Raw genomic sequence first — 12,097 nt, 5'->3', positions numbered from 1 at the left:
GCGTCCCCCTTCCTATGTCGGGCCGCTGGCGGTTGTCGCGTCGCCGGCGGCTGTCGGGCCGCCGGCGGCGACGAGCACCTGGCCGAGGGCGAGCCCGCCGTCGTTCGGTGGCACCTGCCGGTGGCAGAGCACCGTGAAACCGTTGCTCGTCAAGGCGTCGCGCGCGCCGGAGAGCAGCAGGGCGTTCTGGAACACCCCGCCGGTGAGCGCCACGGTCGTTCCGGCACCGTGGTCGCGCGCCCGCACCGCCAGGGCGACGACGAGCGCGATCACCGCCCGGTGGAAGCGCGCGCCGATCACCGCGGCCGGCACCCCCGCGGCGACGTCGGCAGCGGCGGCGCGGATCACCGGGCCGGCGTCGGCCACGACCGCGTCGGCGCCCTCGGAGGTGACGGCGAACGCGTAGCCGTCCGACGGCACCACCGCACGGGACAGGCCTTCCAACTCGATCGCCGCCTGGGCCTCGTAGTCGACCACGTGCCGGACGCCGGCCAGCGAGGCGACCGCGTCGAACAGCCGGCCCATGCTCGACGTCGGTACGCAGTTCAGGCCCGTGTCCACCTGGTGGCGCAGCACGGTCAGCTCGGCGGGCGGGCAGGCCACGACCGGCGGCAGCGCGGGATCCCAGGCGACCCCGGCGGCGGCCAGGTGGGCAAGTGCCATCCGGTACGGCCGCTCGACCGCGGCGTCGCCGCCGGGCAACGGGACGTAGCGCAGCCGCGCGAACCGGTGGAAACCCTTGTAGTCGGCCAGCAGCACCTCGCCGCCCCAGATCGCGCCGTCGGTGCCGTAGCCGGTGCCGTCGAACGCGACGCCGATCACCGGTGACCCGCCGGAAAGGCCGTGCTCGGCCATGACCGCCGCCACGTGCGCGTGGTGGTGCTGCACCGCGTGCACCGGCCGCCCGCCGGCGTGCCGCCGGGCCCAGCCGACGGACCGGTACGCGGGGTGCGCGTCGGCGGCGAACTGCGTCGGGTCGACCCCGGTGAGGATCTCGAGGTGCCGCTCGGCACCGGTGAACGCGTCGAGGGTGGCCAGGTCGTCCATCTCGCCGATGTGCTGGCTGAGCCAGGCGTACCGGCCCCGGGCCAGCGCGAACGTGTTCTTCAGGTCGGCGCCGACGGCCAGCGTCGCCGGCACGTCCACCGGAAGCGCCACCGGTAGCGGCGCGTACCCGCGGGACCGCCGGACCGGCAGCTCGTCGCCGTCCACCACCCGCACGACCGAGTCGTCGCACGGCACCTGGATCGGACGGTCGTGCGTCAGCCAGCCGTCCACCAGCGGCGCCAGCCTTGTCCGGGCGTCGGCGTCATCGGTGACGATCGGTTCGCCGCCGAGGTTTCCCGACGTCATGACCAGGACGGGCGGGCCGTCCGGGTCGCCCGGCAGGCCGAACAGCAGGACGTGCAGCGGCGTGTACGGCAGCAGCACGCCGAGGTCCGGGTTGCCGGGGGCGATCCCGCCGGCGAGAACGCCGCCGGCGCGGGGGAGCAGCACGATCGGCCGGCGTGGCCCGGACAGCAGCGCGGCGGCGGCCGGTCCGATCGCGGCCAGCGTCCGGGCCGTGTCCAGGTCGCGCGCCATCACGGCGAACGGCTTGGCGACCCGGCGCTTGCGCCGGCGCAGCCGGGCCACCGCCCGTTCGTCGGCGGCGTCGCAGGCCAGGTGGTAGCCGCCGAGCCCCTTCACGGCCAGGATCGCGCCGGACGCGAGCAGGGCGCGGGCGCCGGCGAGCGCGGCCGCACGGGTCCGGGTCGGCGCGCCCGGCCGCACGAGGGACAGGGTCGGACCGCAGTCGTGGCAGGCGATCGGCTGGGCGTGGAACCGGCGGTCGGACGGATCCGCGTACTCGCGGGCGCACGCGGGGCACATCGGGAAGCCGGCCATGGTGGTGGCGGGCCGGTCGTACGGCAGGCCGGTCATGATCGTGAACCGTGGACCGCAGTTGGTGCAGGTGATGAACGGATGCCGGTGGCGGCGGTCGGCCGGATCGGTCAGCTCGCCCAGGCAGGCGGCGCAGGTCGCCACGTCGGGCGCGGCGAGGGTGCGGGTGCCACCGGGTTCACGGCCGTGCCGGGACGCCGCGATCGTGAAGCCGGTGCCGCCGCGCACGGGCAACGGGCGGGACCGGACCGACTCGATCGCGGCGAGCGGTGGGGCCTCCGTACGCAACCGCACGGCGAACTCGGCGACCGCGCCGGCCTCGCCCTCGACCTCGACGACCACGCCGCCGGAGTCGTTGGAGACGCACCCGGTCAGCGACAGCGTCGACGCCGTGACGTAGACGAACGGCCGGAACCCGACGCCCTGCACCACGCCGTGGACGTCGAACCGCCGCCGCTCGCGGTCACCCGTCACGGCGGCCCCAAATCGGCGTCCCGCGGGCGTCCCATCAGCTCCAGGCCGCGCATGGCCTCCTCGGCGGCCTCGGCGGTCACCAGCTCGACGGCGAAGCCCATGTGGATCAGCACCCACTGTCCCGGCGCCGGCGGGTCGCCGTCGAGCATGCCGATGTTGATCCTGCTGGGCGCGCCGTGGACGTCGACGAGCGCGAGCTGGCCGCCGTAGCCGTCGATCATCTCGATGACCTGTCCGGGAATGCCGAGACACATGTCGGTTCACCCCGTTCCGGCGTCGACGCTCAGGGCGTCCAGAAGATCGCGGACGGTGGTGACCGCGCGGTCGACGGCGCCCGCCACCGGTGCCGAGAGCCCGATCCCCTCGCTGACGTCGGCCACCTGGCAGCCGACCACCACGGTGCGGGGGAGCCGGCCACCGAGCGAACCGAGGCCGGCCAGGACGGAACCGGGATCCATGCCGTGCGCGTCCGGGAGGACGTTGTTCGGTTCCGGGTGGACCTCGAGCGTCCGCAGGGCGCCGGGCTCGCCGCGGTCCGGCAGCGCGTCGACGAGCACCAGCACGTCCCACCCGTCGAGCAGGTCGTAGGCGAGGTGCGTGCTCCGGATGCCGTAGTCGACCGCGCGCACGTGCGGCGGCAGGTCGCCCGCGGCCAGCCGCCGCACGACCTCGGTGCCGAACGCGTCGTCGCGCAGGAACAGGTTGCCGACGCCGGCGATCAGGACTCTCACATCCGGCTGATGCGGAGGTACCGCTGGATGTCGGGGATCGACTTGAGACCCAGCACGATGGCGCCGAGAAGCACCAGCCCGCCCAGGATCGTCGTCAGGACTCCGATGGTTCGCACGATCGACCTTCCTTCCCGATGGGTTCCACCTCGTCCGGAGCGAAGTACAGGTACCGGCCGTACCAGTCGTGCAGGTCCGCGGCGGGGTCGTCGACGATCACCACGGCGACGTGCCGGCCGCCGTCGACGTCGCCGAGCACCGCCGTCACCCGGGCCACCCGCCCGGCGTAGAACAGGTCCTGCGCGTCGGCCCGCCGGCTCGGCCGCAGCCGGACCAGGCTGTCGCGCCGGATCTCGACACCGTTCACGAGGACGTGGTCGGTGTCCGGGCTGACCGACGAGTCCTCCGCCGGGTCCCACCACGGCAGGCCACCGCCGAAATCGCCGGCGTCGGCTTCCGGCGGGGCCGCCGGGAGGCCGCTGTCGGCGTGAACGCTGTCGCCGCCGAGGCCGCCGCCGGCGCGATTGCTGTCGCCGCGGAGGCCGCTGTCGGCGTGAATGCTGTCGCCGCGGAGGCCGCCGCCGGCGCGATTGCTGTCGCCGCGGAGGCCGCCGCCGGCGCGTGGGTCGCGGAGGGCGCCGTGCAGGCGTTGCAGGTCGGCCGGGGTGAGCCGGTCGCAGCGGTCGATGATCGCCGCGGCGTGCGGGTCGGTGGCGCGGGCGGCGGCCTTCTCGTCGTCGGTGAGCGTCATGACCCGCAGGGTCAGGATCTCGTCGATCTCGGTCGAGTCGAACAGTCCGCCGGCGCTCTCCGGCGCCACCTCGGGGTGGTCGTAAAGAATGATCGGTGACGCGAGAACAGCGCCCTCGCCCGCCAGCACCGGCCAGCAGCGGTGCTGTACGCAGGCCTCGGCGGCCTCCCGTGCCCGGTCCGGCGGGTCGGTCAGCGACAGGAACGTCGCGCCGTCGGCCACCAGGATGAGGTGCGCGCCGAGGAAGGATCCCGCGGTGGCGGCGGCACGGTCGTCGAGCGGCGACGGCGTCACGTTGCGGACGTCGACGCCCAGGCGCAGCAGGCCGCCGCCGGCCGGCCGCGCGGAGACGGTCACCGACGCGGTGAGTGGCCGCCGCCGCCGGACCAACCGGCCGACGGGACGCCCGTCGGGGTCCCGCAGGATCTCGACGTCGTCGCCGCCGGCCACCTCGACCCGGTGCTCCCGGTCCGCCGCCGGCACGTCCGGGCCCAGCACCACCTCCCGTTCGGCCGCCTCGTCCCAGGCCAGCCAGGTGCGCCCGGCCACGGTGAGGTCCGGAACGGGGGTGAATCCGCCGGCCGGACCGGCCCGCTCGACGCTCCGCCGCTGCAACTGCAGGAACCGCAGGTGAACGGTGACCTCCGGAGTCGCGTCACCGGCCGGGTCGAGCAGGCACCGCACGGACAGGTCGGGCTCCTCGCCGACCCCCGCCGCCGCGGCACCCGGTGGGCCCAGCACCCCGAACTGCCAGCGGACCTGGTTCTTGGCCGAGGTGGAGCGGTACGGGTACAGCAGGTACCCCTCGTACAGCACGGCATCGGCCACCGCACGGACCGCGTCCATCCCGATCATGCCGGTTCCATCCCCGTCGCGGTTCGCGGATCTTGGACTCCTGTAGGGGTTATGGCACCTCGTGCAGTCCAAGATCGCGGAGATCGCGCACCCGAGCGGCTGTTGATCTCCTGACCGGGCACTGAGGCACCGTTTTCGCGGGGTGCGAGGTGCCTGAGTGCCCGGTCAGGAGATCGCCGGGCGAACAGCGGCGAGCGGGTCATTCGGCCACCGCCTCGGTGGCGGCGAGCAGGGCGGTCACCGTCTCCTCCCAGCTGGTGTGCATGTGCGCCGAGCGGTACCGGGCCAGGGCGGCCAGCGTGTCCCGGTCGAGGCGGAGCCAGCCCTGGCCGGGGAAGTGCGTGTCCATCAGGCCGCGCCACACGTCGACGGGCAGCCGGTAGCCCGCCTCGTGCTGCCAGGGGACCTGTTCGACGCCGAACCCGCTGTCGCCCCGGGTGAAGACGGTGCCGCTGAACAGGAACGTCAACGGCACGTGGCCGCCGTCGAGGGCCTGCAGGTACTTCGCCCCGGCGACCTCGACGTCGTAGGTGCAGGGCAGCACGAGATCCACGTCGGCGGCGTCGGTGAAGCCGGGCACCATCGCGTTGGTGTGCAGCCAGGAGAACGACTTCTGCGTCTGGGCCCAGCGCTCCCGGGGCCCGAACAGGTCGAGCAGCCCCTGCTCCTCCGCGTCGTCGTACGGGCGCCGGTGCGGTTCGATCCGTACCTGGCAGCGCAGGGCGAGCGCGTGCACGGTGGCGCCGGTGGTCTCGGAGATCCGCAGCCGGGCCAACAGATTCGGGGTGACGGCATAGGGCTCCGCGACGATCTCGCGCACCACGAACCGCAACTCGGTCATGACGCGGGCCGGCTGCGGGCGGCGACCATCGCGAAGAACTCCGTCAGGCGGGCGCGCGCCTCCTGACCGCCGTCGAACCCGCGCCAGGTGCGGCGCAGCAGGCCGACGAGCTCGTAGCAGACGTCCACCGGCACGAGATGGCACGCGAAGCCGTCCCCGACGCGGGCGCCGGGCGCACGGATGAGCAACGCCTCCACGTCGGGGGCGAGCACGCGCAACGCCGGGTTCGTCGCGGTGACGGCTTCCCACGCGTCCACCGGAAGTTCGGACTCCGTGGCGCCCGCCGGCCCGGGATAGAACACCACCGTGCGGTCCGCCGCGGAGTTGGTGAACAGGAACGCCAGACCCACGGGGATCTGCCATTCGTCCCACCGCGCGGGGTCGAGCCGGAAGTCCGGGAAGGACAGGTACCGGTCGGGCACCGCCCGGTAGCGCAGCTCCGCGGCCGGGTCGGTGAACAACAGGTAGCAGGCGCGGCAGGTGCACATCAGCGCCCGGCTGCGCAGGTTCACGACGTGCTGGTGCCGCTCGGCGACGGTCTCGGCGCACATCTCGCACCGTTCGGCCGTCACCGGGGCCGGGCGGGAGTTGGCGATGCGCCGCAGGGTCGCGAGGGGCGCTTGCCGGGAGGCGGTCATTGCGCGGCCCGGGTGAGCCGGCTCCGCAGCGCCGAGGCCGGGATGATCGCCGGACCGGCCGGGGCGACCTCGACCCGCACCGCCGCCGCGTCCGGCGCGACGGCGTCGACGGCTTCCTCGACGGCCCGGCGCAGCGCGGCGACGGAGCATCCGCCGACGGACCCGACGAGCCGCAACCGCACGGCGTCGTCGTCGACCGCCACCAACTCGACGTCGACGCCCTGCGCCCGCAACTCCGGCCGCACGGCCGCCAGCCCGCGCTCCACCCGGGTCGGCAGGTCGTACGGATGCAGCCCGTGCACCAGCAGCAGGCTCGCGACCACGTCGTCGTCGGCGATCTGGGCCAGCACGCCCGCGTCGAGCCGGCCGGCGTCGTGCAGGATCTCCAGGAGCCGCTCCAGGCCCGCGCCGTACAGGTCGGTCACCAGGCGCACCAGTTCCTCGGCGCGTTCGCGGGCCACCGCGCCGTGCGCCGCGCTGGCGACGAGCAACGCGTCGATCCGTTCACCGACCGCCCGCAGATCGACGCGGTCATCCATCGCCGGTGACCGACTGGGTGGGGGAGTGCGTCGTCTGCAGGGTCTTACCGTCGCCGAGATACATGTGGACGCCGCACGGCAGGCACGGGTCGAAGCTGCGGACGGTCCGCATAATGTCGATGCCCTTGAACGAGTCGCGGTCGTTCTCCTCGAAGATCGGCTGGCCCTGCACGGCGTCCTCGTACGGGCCGGGGGTGCCGAAGCTGTCGCGGGGGCTCGCGTTCCACGGGGTCGGCGGGTAGGGGTGGTAGTTGGCGATCTTCCCGTCCCGGATGACCATGTGGTGCGACAGGACCCCGCGCACGGCTTCGGTGAACCCGCAGCCGATGCCCTCCTCGGGAACCTCGAACGGCTCCCACGTCTTCGTGTGCCCGGCCCGGATCTCCGCCAGCGCCTTCTCCGCGAAGTGCAGCGCGCACGCGGCCGCGTACGCCTGGAAGTAGGTGCGGGCCCGGTTGCGTTCGATCGTGTTGCTCCACTGTGGAATCTTCCACTCGAGCGTCACCGGGCCCTTCAACGCCGTCTTCGGCAGGTTGATCTGCACGCCGGTGCCGGTCGCCTTGACGTATCCGATGTCGACCATCCGGGCGAGCGCGGTCGTCCAGAGCCGGGCCAGCGGACCGCCGCCGGTGTCGAGGGCCAGGTGATCGGTGCCGTCGAACCAGCGCGGCGACATCACCCAGCTGTACTTGGCGTCGAGGTCGCGCTTCTGCGGGCGCGGGTTGGTGTGCTGGTTCCACGGGTGCCGGCGGTCGACCGGGTTGCCCAGCGGGTCGCGCCGCACGAACATCTCCTGCCCTTCCCAGTCCTCGTAGTACGAGGAGCCGAGCAGGATCCGGATGCCGAGGTTGATGTCCACGAGGTTGGTGGTGACCAGCCGGCCGTCGACGACGACGCCCGGTGTCACGAACATCTTGCGACCCCAGTCGGTCATGTCCTTGTACTCGAAGTTGCAGAACTCCGGGTCCTGGAAGGATCCCCAGCAGCCGAGCAGCGTGCGGCGCAGGCCCACCTGTTCGTAGCCGGGCAGCGCCGCGTAGAAGAAGTCGAAGAGGTCGTCGTGCATCGGGACGACCTTCTTCATGAACTCGACGTAGCGCATCAGGCGGGTCAGGTAGTCGGTCATGAGCTGGATGGTGGCGACCGTTCCGACGCCGCCGGGATACAGCGTCGACGGGTGGACGTGGCGCCCCTCCATCAGGCAGAACATCTCCCGGGTGTACCGGCTGACGTGCAGCGCCTCGCGGTAGAACTCACCGGTGAACGGGTTGAGGGCCCGCATGATGTCGCCGATGGTGCGGTACCCGTGCTCGCCGGCGTGCGGCGACTCGGTGGTGTTGGCCCGCTCCAGCACACCGGGGTTGGTCTCGGCGACCATCTTCTCGCAGTAGTCGACCCCGACCAGGTTCTCCTGGAAGATGTTGTGGTCGAACATGTACTCGGCGGCCTCGCCGAGGTTCACGATCCACTCGGCCAGGTGCGGCGGCTTGACCCCGTACGCCATGTTCTGGGCGTAGCACGAGCAGGTCGCGTGGTTGTCGCCGCAGATCCCGCAGATCCGGCTGGTGATGAAGTGGGCGTCGCGCGGATCCTTGCCCTTCATGAAGATCGAGTAGCCGCGGAAGATCGACGACGTGCTGCGGCACTCGACCACCTCGCGCTGCTTGAAGTCGATCTTCGTGTAGATCCCGAGACTGCCGACGATGCGGGTGATGGGGTCCCAGGCCATCTCGACCAGGCCGTCGTTGCCGGCGGCACGGTGAGTGGGGCCGGGTCGTGTCGACGTCATGACGACCTCTCCGAGCGTTTGGTGTTTTCACCAGGTGCGGGTGGCTCCGGTAGTGAGTTCCTTACCGGGCTGGCGCCACTTCGGTTCCTTGTCGACGGTCCGGCCGGTGATCCGCCGGAGGTTGCGGATCGCCGTTCCGTACAGGCCGATCACTCCGGTGGAGAAGTGCCCGCCGGGCGGCTCGTCCATGAACGGCATGAACTTGTCGGGAAAGCCGGGCATGGTGCAGCCGATGCAGATTCCGCCGACGTTCGGGCAGCCGCCGACGCCGTTGATCCAGCCCCGCTTGGGCACGTTGCACTTGACGACCGGTCCCCAGCAGCCGAGCTTGACGATGCACTTCGGGGAGCCGTACTCGGTGGCGAAGTCCGCCTGCTCGTAGTAGCCGGCCCGGTCGCAGCCCTCGTGGACGGTGGCGCCGAACAGCCACGTCGGCCGCAGCGCCTCGTCGAGCGGGATCATCGGCGCCTGTCCCGTGGCCATGTACAGCAGGTAGGTCAACGTCTCGGAGAGGTTGTCGGGGTGGATCGGGCAACCGGGCACGCAGACGATCGGCACGTCGGCCTTGGACCGCCACTCCCACCCGAGGTAGTCCGGCACCCCCATGGCACCGGTCGGGTTGCCGGCCATGGCGTGGATGCCGCCGTACGTGGCGCAGGTTCCCACCGCGACGACCGCGGTCGCCTTGGGCGCGAGCCGGTCGAGCCACTCGCTCGTCGTCATCGGCTGGCCGGTGTCGGGGTTGTTGCCGAACCCGCACCAGTAGCCCTCGTCCTTGAGACTCTCGTTCGGGATGGAGCCCTCGACGACGAGGACGAACGGTTCGAGTTCGCCCCGGTCGGCCTTGAAGAACCACTCGAGGAAGTCGTCGGCCCCACCGCGGGGGCCGCACTCGAAGTCGATCAGCGGCCAGTGCACGGCGACCTTCGGCAGGCCCGGTAGCGCGCCGAGCGCGATCTCCTCGATGCTCGGCTGGGTCGACGCGGTGAGCGCGACGGAGTCACCGTCGCAGCTGAGACCCGCGTTCATCCACAGGACATGGATGAGTGTCTCTTCCGCTTTCAGTGTTTCGGCAGTAGGCACCGTCTCCACCTCCCGGGTGTGACGTACATCTCGGTATACGCTTCCGGCGCGAACACTGTCAACGAAGCCACCGGAACCACGCGTCGATTCCCGCGCCGGTCGTGGCGGAAACCAACATCACCTCGACGCCGGGCCGGACGCTCCGGGCCCGCTCAGCGCATTGATCAGGATCGAATGTGACGTACGGCAGCAGGTCGATCTTGTTTATCAGCACGACATCCGCCACGGCGAACATGTGCGGATATTTCAGCGGCTTGTCGTCGCCTTCGGTGACCGAAACGATCACCGCCCTGCTCGTTTCGCCGAGATCGAAAAGCGCCGGGCACACCAGGTTGCCGACGTTCTCGACGAAAAGCAACGACCCGTTCGGTGGATCGAGTGCGCTCAGGCCACCGGCGACCATTCCGGCGTCCAGGTGGCAGCCGCCGCCGGTGTTGATCTGTACGACCGGGCATCCCGCGGCGCGGATCCGTTCGGCGTCGAGCGCCGTCTCCTGATCCCCCTCGATCACCGACACGTCGCGGCCGCCGCGCAGGTCGTGGATGGTCCGTTCCAGCAACGTGGTCTTGCCGGAGCCGGGCGAACTCATGAGGTTCACGGCGGTGATGCCGCGGGCGCCGAGCCACTCGCGGTTCCGGGCGGCCAGGGCGTCGTTGCCGGCCAGGACGGCCTGCTCGACGGTGATCGTCCGGGTGCTGCCGTGCGGGTGATCGTGTCCGGTGTCGTGTCCGGTGCCCCCGCAGCCGCATTCGGCGCACATGCTCAGGCCACCTCCAGCGACGTGATCGTCAGTTCCCGGCCGGCGAGGAGTCTCACGTCGGCGCTCCCGCACGGACACAACAGGATGAAGTCGGGCACGGTGAAGTCGTCGCCGCACGAGGCGCAGTGCGCACGCCCGTCCGGTTCGTCGATGTCCAACCGGGCACCCTGCAACGGCGTCCCCTCGGTGATCAGTTCGAAGCAGAACCGCATCGCGTCGGGCACGACACCCGACAGGCGGCCCACCGTCAGGCGGATGCCGATCACCCGGGCGCCGTCGGCATGATCGGTGACGGCATCGACGATGCTCTGGGTGATCGACAACTCGTGCACCGGCGGCCTCGGCTCGACGCACCCGGAGGTACCGGGCGTCCACTCACGCTAGAGGCCGGCCGCACCGGAGGCAACGATGTGAAACCCCGGACCTCGTCCGGTCCCCCGGGAGGGTGATCGGGTTGCACAGATCTGAGCAGCAGCAGGCGGTCGCGGCGGCATACCTTCCGTAGCACTGTGGGAGGTGACGCGCGGATGGCCGTCGGTATCGAGAGCATCAACGCGTACGTGGGCCGGGCGAGCCTCGGGGTGCGCGACCTGTTCGCCGCCCGCGGGCTGGACCCGGCCCGCATGGGCAACCTCATGATGGAACGCAAGTCGGTCAACCTGCCGAACGAGGATCCGGTCACCAACGGCGTCAACGCGGCCCGGCCGCTCGTCGAGGCGCTGACGCCGGCCGAGCGCGACGCGATCGAACTCGTCGTGGTGGGTACCGAGTCGGGGCTCGACTTCGGCAAGCCGATCAGCACCTACATCCACGAGCATCTGGGACTGTCGCGGCGGTGCCGGTCGTTCGAGGTGAAGCACGCGTGCTACGGCGGCACGGCGGCGCTGCAGACGGCCGCCGCGATCGTCGCGGGTCGCCCGGGTGCCAGGGCGCTCGTGATCGCCACCGACGCGGCGAGCGTCGCCGCGCGCGACACGTACTGGGAACCGTCGCAGGGCGCGGGCGCGGTCGCGATGATCGTCGGTGACCGTCCCGACGTTCTCGATCTCGACCCGGGCGCGAACGGCTTCCACAGCCACGAGGTGATGGACACGTTGCGGCCCCGGCCCGACCTGGAGGCGGGCAGTTCCGACCTGTCCGTGCTGTCGTACATGAACTGCCTCGAGGAGACGTGGCGGGACTACTCCGCCCGCGTCGGTGGCGCGGACATCGTCGACTCGTTCGGCCATCTCGTGCTGCACACCCCGTTCGCCGGGATGGTGCGCGGCGCGCACCGCACGCTGCTGCGCCGGCACAAGCGGGCCGCGCCGGCCGACATCGACCGAGACTTCGACGCCCGCGTCGCGGTGAGTCTCCGCTTCTGCCAGCAGGTCGGCAACGTGTACTCGGCGGCGCTGTACCTCGCGCTGTGCTCGCTGCTGTCCCACGCGGACCTGCGGCGCCCGGAGCGGATCGGCCTGTTCTCCTACGGGTCGGGCTGCGCGTCGGAGTTCTACAGCGGTGTGGTGACGCCGGCGTCGTCGGCCGCCGTCGCCGCGCGCGGGATCGGTGCCGCGATCGACGACCGGTACGCGCTGGCGATGGACGAGTACGAACTCGTCAGCGACCTGAGCCTGCACCGCATGTGCGGCGTGCGCGACCACGAGTACGACGTGACGCCCTACGAGGCGGTGTACCGCAAGCAGTTCGAGGGCCGCTCGCTGCTCGTGCTCGACCGCGTCGAGAACTTCCACCGCCGTTACCGCTGGAGCTGAC

General features: G+C 71.6%; 13 protein-coding genes. 1 reads left to right on the top strand and 12 read right to left on the bottom strand.

Annotated features, from left to right (window positions below):
- Positions 1-12: 12 nt before the first annotated feature.
- From hypF to Vau01_RS11565, 12 genes are all read right to left on the bottom strand, one after another.
- Entirely contained in the window at positions 13-2,358 is a 2,346-nt protein-coding gene (gene hypF, locus Vau01_RS11615) for a carbamoyltransferase HypF (RefSeq protein ID WP_203990540.1), read from the bottom strand.
- Positions 2,355-2,612: a HypC/HybG/HupF family hydrogenase formation chaperone gene (locus tag Vau01_RS11610; RefSeq protein WP_203990538.1), complete on the bottom strand. Its 258-nt coding sequence runs from the start codon at positions 2,610-2,612 to the stop codon at positions 2,355-2,357. The genes hypF and Vau01_RS11610 overlap by 4 nt, the downstream gene beginning before the upstream one ends.
- Before the next feature lie 6 nt (positions 2,613-2,618).
- Positions 2,619-3,089 (bottom strand): hydrogenase maturation protease, encoded by a 471-nt coding sequence (locus tag Vau01_RS11605; protein WP_203990536.1) that lies wholly within the window; start codon positions 3,087-3,089, stop codon positions 2,619-2,621.
- Entirely contained in the window at positions 3,086-3,205 is a 120-nt protein-coding gene (locus tag Vau01_RS65220; RefSeq protein WP_373320219.1) for a DUF6893 family small protein, read from the bottom strand. Before Vau01_RS65220 ends, Vau01_RS11605 begins: the two co-directional genes overlap by 4 nt.
- Positions 3,184-4,692, bottom strand: a complete 1,509-nt coding sequence (locus Vau01_RS11600) for a hypothetical protein (protein ID WP_203990535.1) — start codon at positions 4,690-4,692, stop codon at positions 3,184-3,186. The genes Vau01_RS65220 and Vau01_RS11600 overlap by 22 nt, the downstream gene beginning before the upstream one ends.
- 199 nt (positions 4,693-4,891) lie before the next feature.
- Complete coding sequence (locus tag Vau01_RS11595) at positions 4,892-5,533, bottom strand: DUF6084 family protein (protein ID WP_203990533.1); 642 nt, start codon at positions 5,531-5,533, stop codon at positions 4,892-4,894.
- Positions 5,530-6,171, bottom strand: a complete 642-nt coding sequence (locus tag Vau01_RS11590) for a DUF5947 family protein (protein ID WP_203990531.1) — start codon at positions 6,169-6,171, stop codon at positions 5,530-5,532. Before Vau01_RS11590 ends, Vau01_RS11595 begins: the two co-directional genes overlap by 4 nt.
- Positions 6,168-6,710 carry a NifU family protein gene (locus tag Vau01_RS11585; RefSeq protein ID WP_203990529.1) on the bottom strand — a complete coding sequence of 181 codons (543 nt, stop codon included), beginning with the start codon at positions 6,708-6,710 and terminating at the stop codon, positions 6,168-6,170. Before Vau01_RS11585 ends, Vau01_RS11590 begins: the two co-directional genes overlap by 4 nt.
- Positions 6,703-8,499: a nickel-dependent hydrogenase large subunit gene (locus tag Vau01_RS11580; RefSeq protein WP_203990527.1), complete on the bottom strand. Its 1,797-nt coding sequence runs from the start codon at positions 8,497-8,499 to the stop codon at positions 6,703-6,705. Before Vau01_RS11580 ends, Vau01_RS11585 begins: the two co-directional genes overlap by 8 nt.
- 27 nt (positions 8,500-8,526) lie before the next feature.
- On the bottom strand, positions 8,527-9,582 hold the full coding sequence (locus tag Vau01_RS11575; protein ID WP_239151495.1) for an NADH-quinone oxidoreductase subunit B family protein: 1,056 nt from the start codon (positions 9,580-9,582) through the stop codon (positions 8,527-8,529).
- Positions 9,583-9,640: 58 nt separating this feature from the next.
- Positions 9,641-10,342 carry a hydrogenase nickel incorporation protein HypB gene (gene hypB / locus Vau01_RS11570; protein ID WP_203990525.1) on the bottom strand — a complete coding sequence of 234 codons (702 nt, stop codon included), beginning with the start codon at positions 10,340-10,342 and terminating at the stop codon, positions 9,641-9,643.
- A 2-nt stretch (positions 10,343-10,344) separates the two neighbouring features.
- Positions 10,345-10,674, bottom strand: a complete 330-nt coding sequence (locus tag Vau01_RS11565) for a hydrogenase maturation nickel metallochaperone HypA/HybF (RefSeq protein WP_203990523.1) — start codon at positions 10,672-10,674, stop codon at positions 10,345-10,347.
- Positions 10,675-10,869: 195 nt separating this feature from the next.
- On the opposite strand from Vau01_RS11565, the gene Vau01_RS11560 reads away from it, so the two are divergent.
- Entirely contained in the window at positions 10,870-12,096 is a 1,227-nt protein-coding gene (locus tag Vau01_RS11560) for a hydroxymethylglutaryl-CoA synthase family protein (RefSeq protein ID WP_203990521.1), read from the top strand.
- Position 12,097 lies beyond the last annotated feature (1 nt).

Origin of the sequence: Virgisporangium aurantiacum (genome assembly GCF_016863635.1) — a bacterium.
In the GTDB taxonomy this organism is placed as follows: Bacteria; Actinomycetota; Actinomycetes; order Mycobacteriales; family Micromonosporaceae; genus Virgisporangium; species Virgisporangium aurantiacum.
Note: the sequence above shows the minus strand (reverse complement) of the source record. Positions and strands in the feature narration are given on the sequence as shown.

Coding starts and splice junctions, on each gene's coding strand:
- Vau01_RS11610 (WP_203990538.1), bottom strand. CDS start 2,612: ATGTGTCTCGGCATTCCCGGACAGGTCATCGAGATGATCGACGGCTAC.
- Vau01_RS11600 (WP_203990535.1), bottom strand. CDS start 4,692: ATGATCGGGATGGACGCGGTCCGTGCGGTGGCCGATGCCGTGCTGTAC.
- Vau01_RS11595 (WP_203990533.1), bottom strand. CDS start 5,533: ATGACCGAGTTGCGGTTCGTGGTGCGCGAGATCGTCGCGGAGCCCTAT.
- Vau01_RS11590 (WP_203990531.1), bottom strand. CDS start 6,171: ATGACCGCCTCCCGGCAAGCGCCCCTCGCGACCCTGCGGCGCATCGCC.
- Vau01_RS11585 (WP_203990529.1), bottom strand. CDS start 6,710: ATGGATGACCGCGTCGATCTGCGGGCGGTCGGTGAACGGATCGACGCG.
- Vau01_RS11580 (WP_203990527.1), bottom strand. CDS start 8,499: ATGACGTCGACACGACCCGGCCCCACTCACCGTGCCGCCGGCAACGAC.
- hypB (WP_203990525.1), bottom strand. CDS start 10,342: ATGTGCGCCGAATGCGGCTGCGGGGGCACCGGACACGACACCGGACAC.
- Vau01_RS11560 (WP_203990521.1), top strand. CDS start 10,870: ATGGCCGTCGGTATCGAGAGCATCAACGCGTACGTGGGCCGGGCGAGC.